Source organism: Streptosporangium heterodermiicola (genome assembly GCF_051390675.1).
Taxonomy (GTDB): Bacteria; Actinomycetota; Actinomycetes; order Streptosporangiales; family Streptosporangiaceae; genus Streptosporangium.
In genome coordinates this window covers 415,809-435,640 of record NZ_JBPJSR010000003.1, presented here as the reverse complement: position 1 = coordinate 435,640, position 19,832 = coordinate 415,809, and the positions used below count along the sequence as shown (strand labels likewise).

Here is a 19,832-nt window from a genome sequence, read left to right as displayed (position 1 = left end):
ATGAATCACAAAAAAGCCTTATCGAGCCGACGCAGGCTGTTTTAATCCGCCATGTGGGTGCACTACGATGACCGTTGTGACACCAGTGGAAGCTGCGTCTGACAATACATGTGTTGTGATCGACTGTAACGAGTGGATCAGGCTTAAGTGGCTTGGGAGTCCGATCGGAGTAACGTTCTTATCGACACTTAAGCGTAATCTCTCGCTGAGGTTAGCTATTCCAGAGGTTTTGAACACGGAGCTGGATAAGCATCGCACCAGAATGGCGCGAGAACTGCTCCAAAAGCTCAAAGAAGTCACCTCTGAAATAAACACGATCACCGGGGATTCGATCGCTGCTGGCATAGTCACCCTAACCGAGGAAAGCATTGAGGTAGCCATCCGTGGCCGTCTGTCCGGAATCGCTAGCCAGACGATTTATCCAGCTATGAGTCTTGCTGAGGCTAAGCAAGCTCTGGAGCGCGTAAACAACGATACTCCGCCCAACAGTCCGAAGAATCAGCAGATGAAGGATTCTCTGCTTTGGGAGGCTTGCGTATCGCTGGCTGAAGATTATCGGGTTGTTTTTGTGACGGGAGACACGGCATTCTACCGGGACCGCAAGCCCAAAAACGGCCTCGCCGATAATCTTGCATCGGAGGTAGTTGTAAAGAACGGACGCTTGCGTGTCTTCTCGACTCTAGAGGAGGCTATGCAGTCCTTCGCCCCCGAAGCTTCCGTCGACTCCGATGAAATTTCGAAGGCTGACAGCAGGATCCTGATTGCGGCACAAGCAGAAAAGGCTTTTGCTTACAGCTCCATGGCAATTGACCTTCGGGTTCGTGTGAAACTTCGAGGAGTTGTTCCTTCGTACTTTCGCACTGATATTGCCTACATCTTCGCCGTCTCGTTCACGGCCTTTTTTAATATTGAGGGAGGCGTTGAGGATGACATGGAGGGAGAGGCGGCTATATCGGGTGAGTGCAAGCTGAACACGCGCGGAGGAGCGGTCGAAGAAGTCAGCTTGCAAAGTATCCATTGGACTCTTCGGTACCCAGATGGGTATGTGGTGAAGAGCCATGAGATACTCACAATTGATAGGCCCGATTGACTATAGTCCCTGCAGCTCCCAGGCAGGCCGCAACTATCTGGTTCGGTGAGCCGTGCTGAGGAACGAAGCACGGATCGTCGATCGCCCCAGCCATGTGCGGCGACCAACCACATTGTGGCGATCGTGAGGGCTGCATCTGTGCGGCGGCGCGGCAACCTCGGTCGGAGCGTCCGGTTGGTACGGCACGGTCGGCGTATGGCGCCCGGCCCGGTGTCCCGCCGCCGTCCGGGACCGGCCCCCAGGCCGCACGCCCGGACGGCGGGCGGGCGGAGGGCCGGGGGTACGGCGGCGCGCCGCGCCGCCGCTTGATACCTATGGGAACAATTCGGCAGTGATCCGGGATGGGTGGCGTTCCTCTCGCGGGGGGCTGGTAGAACGCTGGGTGTGGAGGATCGTCGGGATCGGCTTCGGGTGCTGGGTGGGTTGCTGCGTCGGCTGCGTAAGGACGCCGGTCTGACGGGCAAGGAACTCGCGCTGCGTGCTGGGGTGAGTCAGCCGACGGTCTCTCAGATCGAGACGGGGCAGCTCCTTCCCACGCCGGATACGGTCGATCGGCTCGTTGAGGCGCTGGGCCTGAACGAGGCGGGTCGTGAGGAGCTGGATGCTCTGCTTGCGCGGCTGCGCGATGAAGTGTCCCGTCTCAAGGGTGGCTTGGCCGGCAGGGAGTCGGCGAACGCGGCCCGGCTGCGGTCGGCTCGTCGGGTGGTGTCGTTTCAGTCGGGCATGATTCCGGCGCTGTTGCAGACGGCGGAGTACGCGCGGCTTGCGCTGGCCTTCGGTCGGGATGTCGATGACGAGGACGCGGCCAGGGCTGCGGCGGTCCGAGTGGAAGCGCAAGCTGTCCTGTTCGAGTCGGAGCGTGAATTCTCCTTCGTGCTGACGGAGGGCGCGGTTCGGACATGGCCGGGGTCGCCGACGCTGATGCGGGCTCAGCTTGATCGGCTGGTTCAGGTCTCGACGCTTCCGCATGTCGGTCTCGGGGTGGTGCCGTGGTCGGTGGAGGCTCCGGCTCTCCCGCTGCATGGGTTCACGATCTACGACGGTGCGGTGAGCGTGGTCGAGAGCCTGACCGGTGATCTCACGTTGAGCGGGCCGGGTGAGCTGGCTACGCATGTGGAGACCTTCGAGGCGTTCGCGGCGGCGGCCGTGTATGGCGAGAGGTTACGGGATCTTCTCGGGCAGATCGGGATCGAGTATCAGGAGTTGGCTGCCCGGTTGGGCTGATTGACTTATTTATAAGTCGAATAACTTGAAGGACTGCTAGGTTCGCTCATACGCTGACGGCATGGATGTATAGCCCCCTAGACATCGGAGCTTGCTATGCCGTCCTGGCGCATGTCCCGTACCTTCCCCGGCTCCCCGGTGGCCATCGCCGAAGCTCGACGGTTCATCACCACCCTCCTCAGAACATGGCCGATAACCGAGGACGCCGAACTGATCATCAGTGAACTGGCCACCAACGCGATCCGACATTCCGCAAGCGGTCGGTTCGGCGGAAGCTTCACCGTCTCCGTCCATGTCGACGGCGACAGGCTCTGGGTCGGCGTCCTGGACCAGGGCGGCCCGTCGCTGCCGCGCCTGCTCCCCCCTCAGGAGGATGAGGAAGACGGCAGAGGTCTGAACCTGGTCACTAAGTTGGCAGCGGACTGGGGGGTGGCCGGAGACTACAAAGGCCGCATCGTATGGGCTGCCCTGGACGTCAAGCCCTCGAAAGCGACCAGGCGGTGAGTGATTGCCTGGCTCCGCATGCGCGGCGGCCACAGGCTGGTCACACGCCGGTGTCCTGGACGAAGCCGCGTCCCGGCGAACGACGCCGAGTCATCAACTGGACATGCCACTGTCGGTCACTCATCTACGAGCTGTGCTCTTCGGGAGGACAGTTCTACATCCGGCGGACCACCAGGCAAGAAGCAGCCCTTGTCATCGCCGAGAGTCCTCGGGGCCGCGAGCGCGAGGCGTTGGAGTTGTGGACGGCGTTGCTGGCAGGGCGAGCGCGATGACACGGGGAGTGCCAAGGCGACGGTCCGCGATTCGCGCCACGCACCCGATAACCGGTGAAAGGCTCGCACCGGCACTTCCGAGGACGATCGACGGCATATCGTCTAGGGGTCTAGACTCGGTGGAGTATCACCGAGGGGAAACAACCGTGCCACCGAGTGACCTTGAGCGCATAGCCGCCATCGACGACCCGTACCAGTTGATCCGGGTCGCTACCGAACGGCTCAACACCGCCCAGCAGGAGGTCACCGAACTCGCCCGGCTCCGCCGCCGAGTCATCCAAGAACTGCATGCCCAGGGTGTCTCGTACGCGCAGATCGCCGAGCAGGCCGGGCTCTCCCGTGGCCGTATCCACCAGATCAAACACACCGGACCGGCCCCGGAGGGCGCGTTCCTCGGCATGGGGGCGGTGACCGTGGTGACCCCGCTGCGACTCGATCCGGAGCGCAACCGCCCCATGCTCGCCCTGGACGACATGCGCTCGGGCAAGCGGTTGGAAGACCTCGCCCACTCCTTCGGCCTGACCGTGGCCTCCGACAACGTCTCGGCGGACGGACAGGTCGACCTCAACCGGCCTGGCCTGCTCGTCATCTGCGGCCCTCGGATGGCGGAGGCGATGCGCGCCGCCTACGACACCGATCCCGTGATCAGATGGGAACGCGACGACCTCGGCTGGCTGCTGCGCGACACCCGGACCGATGTCGCCTACCGTTCCGGCAGTCAGGTCGACCCACCGCAGCCGACTGACTCGGCCTACCTCGGCCGTCTCCCCCGGCCTGACGGCAAGGGCACCTTCCTGGCCATCGCCGGCATTCACCCCAACGGCTCGCTCGGCGTCATCGACCTGCTCGCCTCCGAGATCGCCACCATCTGGGGCCAGGTCGGCGACAAGCGTTTCTCCACCGTGGTCGCCGTCGAATACGACCCCACCACGGGGGAGCCGGTCCGTACGCAGTTGGCCAGCCCTCTCTACCGGCACGAGGAAGACTGACGTGCCCCTCGGCTTCGCCACCGAACCCGCTCACCCAGACCAGCCCAATGAGGACTTCGTCGGCGCGACCCCGGAAGCGGCGATCCTGCTGGACGGGGCCGGAACCCCGGCGGGGCTGAAGATCGGTTGCTCGCATGGAGTCGCCTGGTACGCCCATACCCTGGGTTCCACCCTCCTGGCGGCCATGACGCAGAGCACCGGCACCTTGACCCAACTTCTCGCCGAGGGCATCAAGACCGTCGCCTCGCTGCATGACTTCACCTGCGACCTGGCACACGCGGGCTCCCCTTCGGCCACCGTCGTCATGCTCCGCCGCACGACTAACACGTTGGAGTGGCTGGTGCTGGCGGACTCACTCCTGCTGCTCGACATCTTCGGCGCGGAACCGCTGGTGGTCTGCGACGACCGGGAAGCCCTGACCGGGGAGCGTTACCGCGGCCCGCTGAACACGGCCTTGGCCGGAACCGCAGCGCACGTACAAGCCCGGAGCGACTACGTGACGGCCATGCGCGGACACCGCAACGTCGACGGAGGATTCTGGGTCGCCAGCGTCGACCCTCTCGCCGCCGACCAGGCACTGACCGGAAGCATCTCCATCAAGCGGGTACGAGCCGCCGCACTGCTCAGTGACGGCGCCTCCCGCCTCGTCGACCGCTTCGCCCTGGCCAGCTGGCGACAGACCCTCGATACCCTTGACGACGCCGGGCCGGATGAGTTGATCAGGCAGGTTCGCCACGCCGAGCACGCCGACCTTGACGCTTCCCGATGGCCGCGCAGCAAGGTACATGACGACGCTAGCGCGATCTTCTGGAAGTTCTCCTAGATACTTTCGTCCACCCCCCTAGACAGTTTGCGTGAGCCACATTACCTTTCATGCATAGCCCCCTAGACATCCTTCCTTGCGGGTCGGCCGTAACTGTCTAGAGGGGTAGACGAAAGGTGAACATCATGGCCATCCAAGGCCCCATCCCCGTCAGCTTCGACCAGGTCTTCCCGCACGGCTGCTATGTGGTCGGCGAGGTCGAGCAGGTCAAGGACTTCACCGCCTCGACCGGCGGACGCACCGTCTACGCCAAGGACAAGACCACCGGCGAACTCGTCTGGCAGGTCGCCGTCATGGACGCTGATCCCACCCTCAAGGCCGGACAGAAGACGGTGGCGGTCAAGATCTTGTCCCCGGTTCAGCCGGTGCCCCCGCCTCCGCTGCCAGGCATGCCGTTCGTCCCGGTGGAGTTCGACGGCATGACCGCCACCGCCTACGTCGCCGAGAAGACCGGTCGCCTGGCCTGGTCCCTGCGGGCAACCGCGATGCGCGCTCCCCGATCCGGCTCGGGTGCGGCCAAGGCTTCGGCCGGTAAGGAGATCGCGGCATGAATGAGCACTCGCCTTACACCTACGTCACCGCGTCGATCCGTGAGGGTCTGACCCGGCTCAATGTCTCCTTCCACACCCCGAACCTCTCGGTCATGGTGCTGCACGGCCAGGGGGATCGGCCGTGCCTGCACCTGTCCACCACCGAAGCGCAGATATTGATCTCCACCACGGGCGGTGGGCCGGTCACTAAGCAGGACGTGAACCTCGCCCGGCAGATCGCCGATGCCGCCGCGCGCTACCTCGCCGCCTGCGAGCGCCTCCATGCCGACCAGGCGGCTACTCCGATGCTGCCGGGCCTGGATGAGGTCGCGGCCTGACATGGAAGCGGGGCCGCTGGAACTGGCATTCCGGCGGCCCCTCGGTTCTCCCTCTCACGCGAATTCAAGGAAGAGGCTCCAGCCTAATGTTCAAAAAACTGCCCGGTGACGAGGCACGCACCCTCGTCACGACGACCCCCGATACCGCCGTAGTGTTCCGTCCGGCCGTGGTCCGTACCCCGGCCATCCTCACCATCACCATCTTCCTATGGCGGCTGCTGCTTGGCGTGATCCGGCTCCTCTGGCGTCACCCGGTCGCCGTGGTGCTGGCTGCTGCTCCGGTCGTGCTCGTCCTCCTGTACGGCTGGCGTCTCGCCCTGGTCCTGCTCGTCGTTCCCGTCTCGCTGCTGGCTCCGTGGCCGTTCTTCGATCGGGCCTCGTTCAACCGCTGGGTGGGTTGGCGACTGCTGGCCTGGTGGCGCCTGGTGTGGATCTACCGCCGTCACTGGCAACCAGTGATGATCATCTCCGGGCTCGGCCGTCACCTCCAAGGCCGCGACTACCTGCCCCACCTCATCCGCATCCGCTGCACCTCCTGGGCCGACGTGGTCACGGTGAAGATGATCAGCGGGCAGGCGGTCAAGGACTGGTCCGACCGCATCGACCACCTCGCCCACGGCTTCGGCGCCTCCTCCTGCCGGGTGGCCATCGTGCGAGCCGGTTGTCTGCAACTGACCTTTCCCCGGCGTGACCCGCTGGCCGTCCCGCTGCCGGCGGTTCCGCTCCCGGTGGTCGCCTCAGTGGGGCCGGTCGAGATCGGCACGTGTGAGAACGGCTGCCCGTACCTGCTCAAGGTGCACGGCACGCATGTGCTGATCGCGGGCGCGACAGGCGCGGGCAAGGGCTCGTTCCTGTGGTCGGCCATCCGTGGTCTGCTCCCGGCGGTCCGGGCCGGTGTCGCGCAGGTGTGGGCGCTGGATCCCAAGCGGATGGAGCTGTCCTACGGTCGCGAGATCTTCGGAGATCGGTACGCCGCTGATCCAGCCGCGTGCGCTGATCTGCTGGAAGCGGCCGTGAAGATCATGCAGGAGCGGGCCGATCGCTACTCCGGACTCCAGCGCTCCCATACCCCTACCCTCGATGACCCGTTCGTCCTGGTGCTCGTCGATGAGGTGGCGTTCCTGACCGCCTACCAGTCCGACAAGGGCCTCAAGCTGCGTATCTCGGCTGCCCTGGCGACGCTCACCACCCAAGGCCGTGCGGTCGGGTTCGGCGTGATGGCCGCCCTCCAGGACCCGCGCAAGGAGGTCATGAACATCCGCAACCTGTTCCCCGACAAGATCGCGCTCCGTCTGGATGAATCGGAACAGGTGGACATGGTCCTCGGTGACGGCGCACGCGACAGGGGAGCGCTGGCCGATCACATCTCCCCGATCCCCGAGCAGGGCGCGGGCGTCGCCTACGTCCGCTTGGAGACCTCGCCCGATCCGATCCGGGTCCGCGCGGCCTATGTCTCCGATGCCGACATCAAAGACATGGCGGCCCTGGTCACCGGCGACACCCTGCCGATCGAAATGGACGGGGCGGCCTGATGAAGATCATCATTCAGGGCACCCTCGCCGAGATCGACACGATTCCCTTCCGCCTCCTCGGCAACCTGTCCGACTCCCCGCCGCGCTTTGAGCTGGTGCTCTCCGACCTGGTCAACATCCGGCTGCACCGTGACCCCTACAGCGACGCCTACCGGTTCACTGCCGACGTGCTCGACCGAGAGGAGGACATGTGAACGACGCCCCCACCTCTTCCTCCACCCTCGCAATCGATGTTCCACCGAACGGCGCTGATCGCACCCTTCCCCGGCTCGTCCGTGACACCCTGCCCGTCGCCCTGGACGTGGCCATCGAGGTCGCCAAACTCAACGGGGTGTGCATCCGCCCCATCGAGATGCGCCGCATCGACACCCATACCGGTCAGAGCGAACCGTTCGACATCCCTTGTGGGACGACCCAAGAGGCCAAGTGTCCGCCGTGCGCCAAACGCAATCAGCAGCTGCGCCGTGCCCAGTGCCGGGAAGGCTGGCACTTGGACCATGAACCCGTCGCCGAACCCCACCCCTCCACCGACGATCAGAAATGGCTGATCGAGTTCCGGGCCGACGTGGAAGCCAAGCGCGACGAGGCCGAGAGGAACGGCGAAGAGGTCGCCGACTGGGACGAGGCCATCGCGGGCATCGACGCGGAGATCAATGCCGCCGGGATGCGAGGTAACGTCCTGGGCGGGCGGACGGCTCCCAAGCGCTCGCGTTCGACCAGGCGCCGCCAGGATGCGCCGGACCTGCCCAAGCGGGCCAAGCAGGACACCACCCTCGGCCGGACCTTCATCGCCCCCGATGGCAAGGTCTACCGGCCGTCGCTGTTCGTCACCCTCACCCTGCCCTCCTACGGCAAGATCCGCTCAGGGCTGGGCGTGCCGGCCGATCCGAGCACCTACGACTACGCGCGCGCGGCCCGTGACGCGCTGCACTTCTCCAAGCTCGTCGACCGGTTCGTGCAGAACCTCCGACGGGTCGCTGGCTATGACGTGCAGTACTTCGCCACCGTTGAACCTCAGAAGCGGCTCGCCCCGCATCTGCACATGGCAATCCGCGGGACCATGCCGCGTGCGGAGATCAAGGCGATTGCCGCCGCGACCTACCACCAAGTGTGGTGGCCATCGGTCACTGAGGTCCGCTTCGACGGCGACCACTTGCCTATCTGGGCGCCACGGGCCGACCTGGGCGACGGCGCGACCTACCCGGACGGACAGGCAGGCGACTACCTCGACCCCGTCACCGGGGAACTGCTGCCCACCTGGGACGAGGCACTCGACCAGCTCGACCAGGACGACGAGGCTGAACCGTTGCACGTGGTGCGCTTCGGTGCTCAGGTCGATGTTCAGGGCCTCGTCGCCGGATCGCCGGACGCGCACAAGCGCATCGGCTACTTGACCAAGTACCTGACCAAGAGCCTGGGCGACCCCCTCGACCCCGACGACCCCACCACCGAGAACCCCGCACGCCGTGACCACGCCACCCGGATGGTTGAGGCGCTGCGCTACGAACCGTGCTCGGCCACCTGCCCGAACTGGTTGCGGTACGGCGTGCAGCCCAAGTGCGCCAAAGCGGGCATGCTGCCAGGCCGGTGCAAAGGCAAGGCGCACAAGGCCGAACACCTCGGCTACGCCGGCCGACGCGTCCTGGTCTCCCGCAAGTGGTCGAACAAGACCCTGCGCGAACACAAGGCCGACCGCCGGGCCTGGGTCCTCGACATGCTCGGCCTGCCCGACGAGACCGTGACCGACTCCCACCGCTACGTCTGGCGGCCGGTCTCCTCCAAGGACCCCAACCGCACCCCGTTGCCCAAACGGCTGCTACGTGGGGTCGCCGACCGCCACCGCACCAAAGCACGCCTAGCCGAACTCCAAGACAGAGCAGACGGACAGAACGTTTCGACAGTCGAGATTCGGGAGGCAGCGTGAGCAAGAACCGCGACCAGCTCATGACCGTTCCGGAAGTCCTCGACGAACTCGGCGGGGTGTCTCGGCGCACCTTCTACCGGTGGCGGGAGATCGGCCATGCTCCGCAGGGTCTCAAGCTCCCGAACGGCGAGATCCGTATCTACCGCAGCGAATTCACCGCCTGGCTTGAGACCCTTCGGGAGGCGGCGTGAAAACCTCGTACGACATCAAGGTCTGGGATATCAGGCGGAACCAGTCCAGTAAGGCACCGTCGTACGAGTTGCGGTGGGCTGTCGGACGTCGCCGTAAGTCACGAACCTTTCGCACAAAGGCATTGGCCGAGAACTTCCAGTCCGATCTCCGGCAGGCGGCCAAGCGCGGTGAGGCATTCGACGAGGAGACCGGACTTCCGCTCTCCATGCTGGCCGTTAAAAGCGCGGTGAACTGGTTCGGGTTCGTCATGGCGTACGTGGACATGAAATGGCCCCACGCGGCAGCGAAGACCCGCGACAGTCTCACCGATGCCCTGGCGACCGTGACGCCTGCTCTGGTCAACGAGGACGCGCCGGGGAGACCCGATCCGCTGGTCCTCCGGGAGGCTCTCCGGCAGTACGCCCTTCCTCCTGCCGCTCGGCAACTCGTACGACCGGAGGTCATCCGTACGGCTCTCGCCTGGCTCGAACGGCACTCGCTCCACATCGCCGACCTGAACAAGGTCCGGAATGTACGGCTCGGCTTGGACGCGTTGACGCTCCGGCTCGACGGTGGAGCCGCTGCGGCTACCACGATCGCCCGTAAGCGGTCGGTCTTCTACAACGCTCTCCAATACGCGGTGGACCTGGAGGAACTGCCCTCCAACCCGATCGACAAGGTGAAGGCGTGGAAGCCCCCGAAGATCCGGGAGGTCGTTGATCGGCGCGTGGTGGTCAACCCGGTCCAGGCGCGCGAACTGCTCACGGCGGTGACCTACGTGAGCCGTCTCGACCGTGGCCGGCACCTGCGGGGCTTCTTCGCCTGCCTGTACTTCGCCGGTGTCCGCCCGGCCGAAGCGCTCGGGCTCCGCAAACAGGACTGCCACCTTCCCGCGACGGGCTGGGGGCGGCTCATCCTGGCCAAGTCCAAGCCGCAGACGAACAAGAAGTGGACCGACAGCGGTGAGGCCCACGATGATCGCGGGCTCAAGCACCGGGCCGAGGACGAGGGCCGTCCCGTGCCGATCCCGCCTGAGCTGGTGGCCATCCTGCGCGAGCACATCGAGGAGTTCGGCGTCCACGAGGACGGCCGGCTGTTCCGTAGCTCTCGCGGTGGCGTGATCTCTATCGGGACCTACTGCGAGGTGTGGAAGGCGGCGCGGGCCTTCGCCCTGGCTCCGGAACAGCAGGTCTCACCCCTGGCTGCCCGACCCTACGACCTGCGGCACGCGGCGGTGTCCCTGTGGCTCAATGCCGGGGTGGCGGCCCCTGACGTGGCAGAGCGGGCGGGGCACGGGGTGGACGTGCTTCTCAAGGTCTACGCCAAGTGCATCGACGGTGGCGCGGAGATCGCCAACCAGAGGATTGAGGATGCGCTGGCGGCGTGAGTTCACCGGTTACGGTGAGAGGGTCTCGGTCATCCCGAGGCCCTCTCTTTTTGCCTGGCTGAGCTGGGCGAACGTGACCGGTTTCATCCCACAGATATCCCACGACCAGCGACATGTGGCCGCTCAGAGCGGCATACGGCTGCGCACCCCGGAAACGATCAACGGCGCCCGATCCGAGGGAAGTCCCTGGTCAGACGCCGTTTCTGGTGCTCGGCGGAGAGCGTGGGATTCGAACCCACGAGACCGGTCACCCGGCCTAGCGGTTTTCAAGACCGCCGCCATCGTCCACTAGGCGAGCTCTCCTGGTGACACGTCCGGAGAACGTGTCAGATTGCACCCTAGTCTCTCATTGACCCGGGCGTGCCCGGACCCGGCGGGCGCCTCGTCTCCAAGTTCGGGGACAAGGCGCCCGCCCGGTGTGGGTCAGGGCTGGGGGCCCGCGAAGCCGTCGCCGACCGAGGCGGCCAGGCGGAGGTAGGACTCGCGGGTGGCGGGCTGCAGCCTTTCCAGGTCGATCTCCGCGCCCTCCTCAAGATGAGGGTCGTAGGGGACGCGGATGACGGCGCGGCAGCGGGCCGCGAAGTGGGCTTCCAGGCGGTCGAGGTCGACGGTCGACTTCGAGCGCGGGCGGACGCTGCACAGCACCACCGTCGCGGAGCGGACGAGCTCCTCGTAGTGGTGGGCCTCCAGCCAGTCGAGGGTCGCCGAGGCGGCGCGGGCGCCGTCCACGGAGGGGGAGCTGACCAGGACGAGCTGGTCGGCCAGTCCGAGCACGCCGGACATGGCCGAGTGGAGCAGGCCGGTGCCGCAGTCGGTGATGCAGATCGAGTAGAAGTTCTCCAGCACCTGGGAGACCGACTGGTAGTCGGCCGCGCTGAAGGCCTCGGACACCGACGGGTCACGGTCGGAGGCGAGGATCTCCAGGCGCGACGGGGCCTGGGAGGTGAAGGCCCGGATGTCGACGTACCTCTTGATCTGCTGCCGCTCGTTGAGCAGGTCGCGGACGGTCGCGGAGGTTTCGAGCTCGACCTTGTCCGACAGGGTGCCCCGGTCGGGGTTGGCGTCGACCGCGATGACCCGGTCGCCGCGTACCTGCGCCAGGGTGGCGCCGAGGCCGACCGTGGTCGTGGTCTTGCCGACACCGCCCTTGAGGCTGAGTACGGCGACGCGGTGGTGGCCGGTGGCCACCGGTGTGCGTGCGCGGCCGACCAGCTCCCTGCGGCGGCGGACCTCCGGGGACTCGCCGGGCTTGATCAGCCCGGCCGACGCCTTGTAGACCAGCTTCCGCCAGCCCCCGGCGGGCGCGTTGCGACGGCCCCTCAGCAGCGACTCCGGGTCCAGGCTGTCGGCGGACTGCCGGGGAACCGTGCCCGGAGGCTGCTGCCTGGCCGGTGCGCCGAAGGCGGATGCCGGAGCCGTCTGGCGGCGGCGTGCCTGGTACGGCTCCCGCACAGGTTCGGCCGCGTCCCGTCCCGGCGCGAAGGGGTTCTCCCGTTCCGCGCGTTCCTGGGACGAGTCCCGCTCGGGGGCGGGGGGCGCGTCCCGTCCCGGCGCGAAGGCCGTGGGACCGGAGAAGGTGAAACCGGAAGAACCGGAGGGACCGGTAGGAGGCGGAGCCGAGCTGGAACGCTCCGAGCCGAAGGAGCCGCGGGAGCCAGAGGAACCAGAGGCACCGGAGGCGGTCTCCGAACCGAACGCACCCGAGGTGGCGGGACGCTCCGGCGCCGCGGCCGCTTCCGGCCTGTCGGTGCCGAAGGATTCGGGGGCCCGGAACGAGTCGGCGGGGTCGGGCTTGGGCTCGGACGGGGGGACGGGCGCCGGAACGGGTTCGAAGCGGTCCGAGACAGGCTCGAAGCGCTCGGGGGCGGGTTCGAAGCGTTCGGGTGCCTGCCTGGGCGGCTCCTTCACCACCGACGTCACGGTGGACTCGAAGGGTTCGAAGATCGTACGGTCGCGGTCGTGCTCGGCACCGGCGGCGGGGAAGCGGTCGCCCCCCTCGGACGCGCCGGACGTGCCGGACGTGGACCGTTCGGCCTCGGCGGTTCCGGCGCTTCCGGCGGAGAAGTCTCCGCTGGTCGAGGAGAAGTCCTGGCCCCCCGAGGCGGACCGCGTGCCACCGCTCCCGAAGGAGAAGCGGTCGGAGTCGGTGCTTCCGAAGGTGAACCGCTCGGTGTCCGAGGACGACGGCTTGGGCGGCTCCGCGTCGGCGGCCTCGGCCGGGGCGGCCGGCTCCGCCGGACGCTGGGGTTGCTCGAACAGCCCGCGCGACGGCTCCTGCGCGGGCGCCGCGAACGGGGTGCGGAGGTGCGGCTCGGTGAAGTCGGCGTGACCGTAGTCGCCGGTGTCGGCGGACTCCTGGCGCGGCAGGGGCTTCAGTGGCGCGAGGAAGCCGTCGTTGTCCTGCTTGCCGGACGCCGGAGCGGGCACGGTGAAGGAGCTCACCGTGTCGGAGGCCTCCATCCAGTCGGCCGCGTCGGCGTCCTCCACCGGAGTGTCGGTGACCGGGTGTGCCGAGTCGACGGCCGCGCGGAACAGCGGCGAGGACGTCGCGTCGGGCTCGTTCGGGACCAGACTCCAGGGGTCCTTCGGGTACGGCGAGACGACGGCGTCGTCCACCGCGGTGGCCTTCACCGCCAGGGCGGGCGCCTCCTCCTCCTGCTCCTTGATGGCGTCGAGCCACGCGAGCTGTTCCTCGAGAGATTCCTCACGATCGTGTCTTGCCACCGTGTTCCCCCTCGGGATGGGCATAAAAGGGCAGCAAACACATAGCAGGTTAACGCCCTGTGTTCCTGTCAACGTGAGCAACCACCAAGTTGGGGCTCAGCGGATACCTTTGCTCACATGCGCGCCATCGTGATCGATAAACCAGGTGGACCGGAAGTGCTGACGTGGCGGGAGGTCCCCGACCCGCTTCCCGAACGCGGCGAAGTCATCATCGACGTGGCCGCCTCCGCGGTCAACAGGGCCGACACGCTGCAGCGCCAGGGCTTCTACGACCCGCCCCCCGGCGCCTCCCCGTACCCGGGCATGGAGTGTTCCGGCGTGGTCGAGGCGGTGGGATCGGACGTCGAGGGGTTCGCGCCGGGTGACCGGGTGTGCGCGCTGCTCAGCGGCGGCGGGTACGCGGAGAAGGTCGCCGTTCCCTGGCAGCAGGTCATGCGGGTGCCGGAGGGCGTCGACCTGGTCGAGGCCGCCGGGCTGCCCGAGGTGGCCTGCACGGTCTGGTCCAACGTCTTCATGACCGCGCGCCTGCGGAAGGGCGAGACCCTCCTCGTGCACGGCGGCGCCAGCGGGATCGGCACGATGGCCGTACAGCTGGCGAAGGCGTTCGGCTCGCGCGTGGTCGTCACCGCCGGGTCCCCCGAGAAGATCGCCCGCTGCCTGGAGCTGGGCGCCGACGAGGGGATCGACTACCGGCGGGAGGACTTCTCGGAGAAGGTCAAGGCCGACGTGGTCCTCGACATCATGGGCGGCAAGTACCTCGCGGGGAACGTCAAGGTTCTCAAGACGGGCGGCCGGCTGGTCGTGATCGGCCTGCAGGGCGGCACGAAGGGCGAGCTGAACCTGGGAGCCCTGCTCGCGAAGCGGGCCTCGGTGCACGGCACCACGCTGCGCGCCCGGCCCGTCGACGAGAAGGGGGCCATCGTGCGCGGCGTCGTGGACAACGTCTGGCCCCTGCTCGACGCCGGGGCGATCCGGCCCGTGGTGCACGCCCGGGTGCCGATGAGCAACGCGGCGGAGGCCCACCGCATCCTGGAGTCCGGAGAACACATCGGGAAAATCCTGCTAGTAAGTTGAGGTTATGAACGCTGAGGAGAGCACTCCGCACATCGTGGTCGTGGGTCCCCAGGGCTCCCAGGGCGAGGAGGAGGGCGAGACCCGGTCGATCGCCGACCTCGTCGAGCAGCCCGCCAAGGTGATGCGCATCGGCAGCATGATCCGCCAGCTCCTCGAGGAGGTCCGGGCGGCCCCGCTGGACGAGGCCAGCCGCAAGCGGCTCAAGGAGATCCATCAGAGCTCCATCAAGGAGCTCGAAGACGGTCTGGCACCGGAGCTGGTCGAGGAGCTGGAACGACTCTCGCTGCCCTTCACCGAGGACGTCAACGGCACCCCGCCCAGCGAGGCGGAGCTCCGGATCGCCCACGCCCAGCTGGTCGGCTGGCTCGAAGGGCTGTTCCACGGCATACAGACCACGTTGTTCGCCCAGCAGATGGCGGCTCGCGCCCAGCTGGAGAACATGCGCAGGGCGCTGCCCGGCGGCATGTCCCTCCAGCAGCAGGAGGGCCCCCCGGGCGGCAACGCGGGCCCCTACCTGTAAGGGCATCGGTTACCCGCGGGGACATCGGCCCGCGACGGCGCGATCGGGAGCCGCGACGGCTTCCGATCGCCGAGCCTTCACCGGGCTTCCACAGGGCTCGCGCAGCCTTCACCGGGCCTTCGTACGGCTCGTGAAGCCCGTCACGATCCGTAGAGCTCCTCAAGGACCCCGGCGACCCCGTCGTCGTTGTTGGCCGCGGTCACGTGATCGACCGCGGCCAGCACCTCCGGGTGGGCGTTGGCGACGGCGTACGAGACGCCGGCCCACCGCAGCATCGGAAGATCGTTGGGCATGTCACCGAAGGCGACCACCTCCTCGGCCGCGATGCCGAGCGTCGTGGCCAGGTGGGACAGTGCCGAGGCCTTCGTCACTCCGTGCGCGCTCATCTCGATCAGTGCCCGGCCGCTGGAATGGGTGGGGGTGACCAGGTCGCCGACCAGTCCGCAGACCGCCGCCTGAAGGATGTCGGGATCCATTCTGGGATGCAGTGCCAGAAGTTTGGCGCAGGGCCGCGAGGTGAGTGTGTCCGTTCCGACACGGAGTCCGGCGACTGCCTTACTGTCCCATCCTCCGAGACGGAAGTCCGATTCGTGGGCGAATCCGCCCTCGTATTCCACAGAGAACGCGAGGTCCGGAACCTTTTCGCGAAGACGTCTCACCACCTCTTCAAGCACGTCCGGGTGGATGAGGTGGGATTTGACGATCCGCTCACTGTGCAGGTCGTAGACGAGGGCTCCGTTGGCGCATATGGCCAGCCCCCGATGGCGCACGGCTCCCGCGACCATGTGCATCCAGCGAGGTGGCCTGCCGGTCACGAAGACCAGCGTGGCCCCGGCGTTCTCCACAAGCGCAAAAGCGGCGGCCGTACGGGGGGAGACGGTGCCGTCCGAGCGCAGAGCGGTGCCGTCGAGGTCGGTGGCGACCAGCCTGGGGCTTTGCATAACACGTCCCAGTCTGCACTGTGATGGTCGGCGTGTCGGCCCCAGGGATCCGGTCCGAGGAATCTTCCTCATGGCGGGAACACGCCCGCGCCGGATAGTGTTAGATGTGATGGCGTTGTATTAGCTGAATCCCGTTGTGAAAACCAGTTTGACTGAGCCACCCCGGGGCCCGCTGTACGACACATGGGGTTCATGAGGTGTGAATCCCAAAGTTTCAAATCCTGAGGGAGAGCTTTAATGGCTCAGGGAACCGTCAAGTGGTTCAACGCTGAAAAGGGCTTCGGCTTCATCGCACCGGACGGCGGTGCACCGGACGTGTTCGTGCACTTCTCCGAGATCCAGGGCAACGGCTACCGTAGCCTCGAAGACGGCCAGCGGGTCGAGTTCGAGATCACCCAGGGCCAGAAGGGCCCGCAGGCCTCGCAGGTCCGCGCCGTCTGACGCATAGACCTCTTGGTTGAACGGGAAGGCGGGGTTCGCTTCTGGCGAACCCCGCCTTTCCGTTTCCTGAACATCTTCCTGGACACCTTCCGTGCGGCACCTTCCTGGACACCTTCCGGAACACCCGGGCACCCGGGGTAACCGGGGCGCCAGGACCCCCGGGGGACTTCCCAGGAGTGGCCGCGTGGCGGTCCGGCCCCTCCCCGTCGCTGAGAGCGATCCTGAGGGCTTCGGCCGGCACGGGGACGGTCTTTGAACGCCCCCGGCCGCTTCCCGCCTTTCCGCGCGACTGTGGACGTGCCGGGCGCCATCGACGGGCGTGATCCACCCGGTGCCGGGACGCGCGGGGCCTTCGGGTTCCAGGACACACCCCGGTCACGAATGCCGCCGCCCCCGAACCCGGCCTCACAGCGGCGGATCCACCCGGCCATGGAACGTTCGCGAGAGCCCCTCCTGCCGCCGTACGGGACGCGCGGGGAAACTGGCGGCGGATGGGCCCGCTCGACGGGGGCCTCTCCCCGGACGCGGCGATCCCGCTCGACGCGCCGGGCGTCGACCTGAGGACGGAGCACCGCGTCGTCCTCTTCGTCGGCCTGCTCGGCTTCATGTCCGGCATGGCCGTGGCACGCCGTCACACGCGGCGGATCGCCGGCGCTGACCTGGCCGGCGCTGGTCACCATCGCCTGCTGCACGCCGTTCGCGATGTGGATGCTCTTCACCGGATGGGAGGCGGGCACCATCGACGACTATCCGACGGCCGGGTTCCTCGCCTGGCTCGTCGGCGGGATCGGGATCGGGGGGTCCGTCCTGGTCGGCTGGGCGGGCGCGGCGCGAGCGGAGGAGGCGTCGGAACATCCGGTGTGAACGCGGGTAGGCCCCGCCGCGCGGCGGGGCCTACTTGACGAGTTCGAGGACGCGGGCCTATTTGACGGGTTCGAGGACGTCGAGGCCGACGTACGGGCGCAGGGCCTTGGGGAGCACGACGGAGCCGTCGGCCTGCTGGTGGTTCTCCAGGATGGCGACGATCCAGCGGGTGGTGGCCAGCGTGCCGTTCAGGGTGGCCACGTGCTGGGGCTTGCCGCCGGAGTCGCGGAAGCGGACGCCGAGGCGGCGGGCCTGGAAGTCGGTGCAGTTGGAGGTCGAGGTGAGCTCGCGGTAGCGGCCCTGGCTGGGCACCCACGCCTCGCAGTCGAACTTCCGCGCGGCCGAGGACCCCAGGTCTCCGGCCGCGGTGTCGATCACCCGGTAGGGGAGCTCGACCTTGGCCAGCATCTCCTTCTCCCAGTCGAGCAGGCGCAGGTGCTCGGCGTGCGCCTCCTCGGGGCGCACGTAGGAGAACATCTCGACCTTGTCGAACTGGTGGACCCGGATGATGCCCCGCGTGTCCTTGCCGTACGAGCCCGCCTCGCGGCGGAAGCACGAGGACCATCCGGCGTAGCGGTGCGGGAGCGCGGAGCCGTCCAGGATCTCGTCACCGTGGTAGGCCGCCATCGGCACCTCGCTCGTGCCGACCAGGAACAGGTCGTCGTCGGGCAGGTGGTAGACCTCGCTGGCGTGGGCGCCGAGGAAACCGGTGCCCTTCATCGACTCCGGCTTGACCAGCACGGGCGTGATCATCGGGACGAAGCCCGCCTCGATCGCCTGCTGCATGGCCATGTTGAGGAGCCCGAGCTGCAGCCGCGCGCCGACACCCTTCAGGAAGAAGAACCGCGAGCCAGAGACCTTCGCGCCGCGCTCCATGTCGATCGCGCCGAGCAGCTCGCCCAGCACCAGGTGGTCCTTGGGCTCGAAGCCGAAGGACGGCTTCTCGCCGATCTCCTCCAGCACGACGTAGTCGTCCTCGCCACCGGCGGGAGCCCCCTCCTCCACGAGGTTGGGCACCGTGTAGAGCAGCTCGTCGAGCTCGCCGCCGAGCGTCTCCGCCTCGGCCTCGGCGGACTTGACCTGCGAGGAGAGGTCCTTCGCCCGCTCCAGCAGGGTGGCCTTCTCCTCCCCTGAGGCGCGGGAGACCGACTTGCCGACGGTCTTCTGCTCGGCGCGGAGCGTCTCGAAGCGGCTCAGCGCGCCACGCCGCCGCCCGTCGAGGTCGAGCAGCGTGTCGACGACAGAGTCGTCCTCACCGCGGGCACGCTGCGACGCCCGTAGCCGGTCGGGATCCTCACGAAGGGTACGCAGGTCAATCACAGCCACAAGGCTACCGATGTACGGCGAGCGTCCGCGCCCGGATTAACCGGCCCGCCCACGCGGCATCCGTTACCTGTCCGGTCCCGGCCGACCCCGGCCCGCCCACGCGGCATCCGTTCCCCGTCCGGTCCCGACCGACCTCGGCCGGCCCCCGCCCGTTCTCGCCCGGCGGGACGCCCTCCGCGGGCTCGGGCCGGCGCCGTACGAGGAGCGGGGGGCGGGTGACGATCAGACCTGGCCGGTGCGGACCCTGCTGAGCCAGCCGGCGGCGTCGGCGAAGTCGCCGTCGTTCGTGCCGCGCTTGATCTGCGGGAAGAGGCCGTCGGCGCGCGGGTAGCTGCCCAGGAAGCGCACCCTGGCGGAGATGCGGTGCAGACCAGAGATCGCCTCTCCCACACGGGCGTCGGCGGCGTGGCCCTCGAACTCGAAGTGGAAGAAGTAGCGGCCGATGCCGTCGCCGGTGGGCCGCGACTCGATGCGGGAGAGGTTGACGCCGCGGACGGAGAACTCGGTCAGCATCTCCTGCAGCGCGCCCGGGTGGTCGTCGGCGAGGAAGACGACCAGCGAGGTGCGGTCGGCACCCGTCGGCTCGGGCAGCGGGCCGGGACGCGACACCTGGACGAACCGGGTGACGGTGTCGGTGCGGTCGCCGATCCTGGCCGCGAGCTCGACCAGGCCGTAGTGCTCACCGGCGATGCGCGCGGCGATGGCCGCGTCGTACGGCGAGCCGGGAAGCGCGACCTCCTGCGCCGCGGCGGCGGTCGACGGTGCGGCGACCACCACGGCGTCGGGCAGCTCGCGGGCGATGAAGTTGCGGCACTGGGTGATGGCCGCCGGGTGGGAGAAGACCCTCTTGATGTGGCCGACCTCGGTGCCGGGACGCGCCAGGAGCGAGAACTCGACGGGGAGCAGCAGCTCGGCGGTGATGAGCAGCGACTCACCCCGGGCGAGCTCGTCAAGGGTCGTGGTGATGGCGCCTTCGAGCGAGTTCTCCATCGGGACGACGGCTCCGTCGGCCTCGCCGCGCCGGACGGCCTCCAGGGCCGCGGTGACGTTCGGGCTCGGCAGGCGCTCTGCCTCAGGCGCCAGGATGCGCAGGGCTTCCTCGGTGAAGGTCCCCTCCGGTCCCAGGTAAGCGAGTTTCGACATGGACCCAGGTTATCC

At 67.5% G+C, this 19,832-nt stretch carries 20 protein-coding genes and 1 tRNA gene; 16 read left to right on the top strand and 5 right to left on the bottom strand.

Features of this window, described 5'->3' with window-relative positions; translation table 11 throughout:
• Positions 1 to 76 precede the first annotated feature (76 nt).
• From ACSC1Q_RS09180 to ACSC1Q_RS09125, 12 genes are all read left to right on the top strand, one after another.
• A complete protein-coding gene (locus ACSC1Q_RS09180) occupies positions 77 to 1,090 on the top strand; it encodes a PIN domain-containing protein (RefSeq protein ID WP_436758217.1) in 1,014 nt (337 codons plus the stop codon).
• Positions 1,091 to 1,474: 384 nt separating this feature from the next.
• Positions 1,475 to 2,314, top strand: coding sequence for a helix-turn-helix domain-containing protein (locus tag ACSC1Q_RS09175; protein WP_436758216.1), 840 nt, complete (start codon positions 1,475 to 1,477; stop codon positions 2,312 to 2,314).
• Positions 2,315 to 2,410: 96 nt separating this feature from the next.
• A complete protein-coding gene (locus ACSC1Q_RS09170) occupies positions 2,411 to 2,818 on the top strand; it encodes an ATP-binding protein (protein WP_436758215.1) in 408 nt (135 codons plus the stop codon).
• 418 nt (positions 2,819 to 3,236) lie between these two features.
• Positions 3,237 to 4,079, top strand: a complete 843-nt coding sequence (locus ACSC1Q_RS09165; protein WP_436758214.1) for a sigma factor-like helix-turn-helix DNA-binding protein — start codon at positions 3,237 to 3,239, stop codon at positions 4,077 to 4,079.
• Position 4,080: 1 nt separating this feature from the next.
• Entirely contained in the window at positions 4,081 to 4,902 is an 822-nt protein-coding gene (locus ACSC1Q_RS09160) for an integrase (RefSeq protein ID WP_436758213.1), read from the top strand.
• A 125-nt stretch (positions 4,903 to 5,027) separates the two neighbouring features.
• Positions 5,028 to 5,453, top strand: coding sequence for a plasmid replication, integration and excision activator (locus ACSC1Q_RS09155; protein ID WP_436758212.1), 426 nt, complete (start codon positions 5,028 to 5,030; stop codon positions 5,451 to 5,453).
• Entirely contained in the window at positions 5,450 to 5,770 is a 321-nt protein-coding gene (locus ACSC1Q_RS09150) for a hypothetical protein (RefSeq protein WP_436758211.1), read from the top strand. The genes ACSC1Q_RS09155 and ACSC1Q_RS09150 overlap by 4 nt, the downstream gene beginning before the upstream one ends.
• An 86-nt stretch (positions 5,771 to 5,856) precedes the next feature.
• Positions 5,857 to 7,302: an FtsK/SpoIIIE domain-containing protein gene (locus ACSC1Q_RS09145; protein ID WP_436758210.1), complete on the top strand. Its 1,446-nt coding sequence runs from the start codon at positions 5,857 to 5,859 to the stop codon at positions 7,300 to 7,302.
• Complete coding sequence (locus tag ACSC1Q_RS09140; RefSeq protein ID WP_436758209.1) at positions 7,302 to 7,496, top strand: hypothetical protein; 195 nt, start codon at positions 7,302 to 7,304, stop codon at positions 7,494 to 7,496. The genes ACSC1Q_RS09145 and ACSC1Q_RS09140 overlap by 1 nt, the downstream gene beginning before the upstream one ends.
• Complete coding sequence (locus ACSC1Q_RS09135; RefSeq protein ID WP_436758208.1) at positions 7,493 to 9,226, top strand: replication initiator; 1,734 nt, start codon at positions 7,493 to 7,495, stop codon at positions 9,224 to 9,226. The genes ACSC1Q_RS09140 and ACSC1Q_RS09135 overlap by 4 nt, the downstream gene beginning before the upstream one ends.
• Positions 9,223 to 9,417 (top strand): helix-turn-helix transcriptional regulator, encoded by a 195-nt coding sequence (locus ACSC1Q_RS09130; protein WP_362871544.1) that lies wholly within the window; start codon positions 9,223 to 9,225, stop codon positions 9,415 to 9,417. The genes ACSC1Q_RS09135 and ACSC1Q_RS09130 overlap by 4 nt, the downstream gene beginning before the upstream one ends.
• 122 nt (positions 9,418 to 9,539) lie before the next feature.
• Positions 9,540 to 10,784 (top strand): tyrosine-type recombinase/integrase, encoded by a 1,245-nt coding sequence (locus ACSC1Q_RS09125; RefSeq protein WP_436758207.1) that lies wholly within the window; start codon positions 9,540 to 9,542, stop codon positions 10,782 to 10,784.
• A gap of 214 nt (positions 10,785 to 10,998) precedes the next feature.
• Here ACSC1Q_RS09125 and ACSC1Q_RS09120 read toward each other — a convergent pair.
• Positions 10,999 to 11,087: transfer RNA gene (locus ACSC1Q_RS09120), tRNA-Ser, on the bottom strand.
• Positions 11,088 to 11,207: 120 nt separating this feature from the next.
• Positions 11,208 to 13,508 (bottom strand): MinD/ParA family ATP-binding protein, encoded by a 2,301-nt coding sequence (locus ACSC1Q_RS09115; RefSeq protein WP_436758206.1) that lies wholly within the window; start codon positions 13,506 to 13,508, stop codon positions 11,208 to 11,210.
• A 117-nt stretch (positions 13,509 to 13,625) separates the two neighbouring features.
• On the opposite strand from ACSC1Q_RS09115, the gene ACSC1Q_RS09110 reads away from it, so the two are divergent.
• Together ACSC1Q_RS09110 and ACSC1Q_RS09105 are read left to right on the top strand one after the other, a co-directional pair.
• Positions 13,626 to 14,582: an NAD(P)H-quinone oxidoreductase gene (locus ACSC1Q_RS09110; RefSeq protein ID WP_436758205.1), complete on the top strand. Its 957-nt coding sequence runs from the start codon at positions 13,626 to 13,628 to the stop codon at positions 14,580 to 14,582.
• A gap of 4 nt (positions 14,583 to 14,586) precedes the next feature.
• Positions 14,587 to 15,102 carry a bacterial proteasome activator family protein gene (locus ACSC1Q_RS09105; RefSeq protein ID WP_350968516.1) on the top strand — a complete coding sequence of 172 codons (516 nt, stop codon included), beginning with the start codon at positions 14,587 to 14,589 and terminating at the stop codon, positions 15,100 to 15,102.
• A gap of 140 nt (positions 15,103 to 15,242) precedes the next feature.
• On the opposite strand, the gene ACSC1Q_RS09100 is transcribed toward ACSC1Q_RS09105, so the two are convergent.
• Entirely contained in the window at positions 15,243 to 16,043 is an 801-nt protein-coding gene (locus ACSC1Q_RS09100; protein WP_436758204.1) for an HAD family hydrolase, read from the bottom strand.
• 237 nt (positions 16,044 to 16,280) lie between these two features.
• Here ACSC1Q_RS09100 and ACSC1Q_RS09095 point away from each other — a divergent pair, with 237 nt between their 5' ends.
• Both ACSC1Q_RS09095 and ACSC1Q_RS09090 read left to right on the top strand, forming a co-directional pair.
• Complete coding sequence (locus ACSC1Q_RS09095; RefSeq protein ID WP_012886943.1) at positions 16,281 to 16,484, top strand: cold-shock protein; 204 nt, start codon at positions 16,281 to 16,283, stop codon at positions 16,482 to 16,484.
• A gap of 702 nt (positions 16,485 to 17,186) precedes the next feature.
• Entirely contained in the window at positions 17,187 to 17,348 is a 162-nt protein-coding gene (locus tag ACSC1Q_RS09090) for a hypothetical protein (RefSeq protein WP_436758203.1), read from the top strand.
• A gap of 57 nt (positions 17,349 to 17,405) precedes the next feature.
• Here the strand turns inward: ACSC1Q_RS09090 and serS are convergent, their stop codons facing one another.
• Both serS and pheA read right to left on the bottom strand, forming a co-directional pair.
• A complete protein-coding gene (gene serS, locus ACSC1Q_RS09085) occupies positions 17,406 to 18,668 on the bottom strand; it encodes a serine--tRNA ligase (protein WP_436758202.1) in 1,263 nt (420 codons plus the stop codon).
• 228 nt (positions 18,669 to 18,896) lie between these two features.
• The gene (gene pheA, locus ACSC1Q_RS09080; RefSeq protein WP_436758201.1) at positions 18,897 to 19,817 is read right to left on the bottom strand and encodes a prephenate dehydratase; all 921 of its coding nucleotides are present in this window, start codon (positions 19,815 to 19,817) and stop codon (positions 18,897 to 18,899) included.
• Between the last annotated feature and the right edge of the window lie 15 nt (positions 19,818 to 19,832).

Bases quoted from the DNA above. Each gene is read 5' to 3' on its own strand.
- ACSC1Q_RS09140 (WP_436758209.1), top strand. From the start codon at position 7,302: ATGAAGATCATCATTCAGGGCACCCTCGCCGAGATCGACACGATTCCC.
- ACSC1Q_RS09090 (WP_436758203.1), top strand. From the start codon at position 17,187: ATGTGGATGCTCTTCACCGGATGGGAGGCGGGCACCATCGACGACTAT.
- ACSC1Q_RS09155 (WP_436758212.1), top strand. From the start codon at position 5,028: ATGGCCATCCAAGGCCCCATCCCCGTCAGCTTCGACCAGGTCTTCCCG.
- ACSC1Q_RS09105 (WP_350968516.1), top strand. From the start codon at position 14,587: ATGAACGCTGAGGAGAGCACTCCGCACATCGTGGTCGTGGGTCCCCAG.
- ACSC1Q_RS09145 (WP_436758210.1), top strand. From the start codon at position 5,857: ATGTTCAAAAAACTGCCCGGTGACGAGGCACGCACCCTCGTCACGACG.
- ACSC1Q_RS09170 (WP_436758215.1), top strand. From the start codon at position 2,411: ATGCCGTCCTGGCGCATGTCCCGTACCTTCCCCGGCTCCCCGGTGGCC.
- ACSC1Q_RS09150 (WP_436758211.1), top strand. From the start codon at position 5,450: ATGAATGAGCACTCGCCTTACACCTACGTCACCGCGTCGATCCGTGAG.
- pheA (WP_436758201.1), bottom strand. From the start codon at position 19,817: ATGTCGAAACTCGCTTACCTGGGACCGGAGGGGACCTTCACCGAGGAA.
- ACSC1Q_RS09095 (WP_012886943.1), top strand. From the start codon at position 16,281: ATGGCTCAGGGAACCGTCAAGTGGTTCAACGCTGAAAAGGGCTTCGGC.
- ACSC1Q_RS09110 (WP_436758205.1), top strand. From the start codon at position 13,626: ATGCGCGCCATCGTGATCGATAAACCAGGTGGACCGGAAGTGCTGACG.
- ACSC1Q_RS09100 (WP_436758204.1), bottom strand. From the start codon at position 16,043: ATGCAAAGCCCCAGGCTGGTCGCCACCGACCTCGACGGCACCGCTCTG.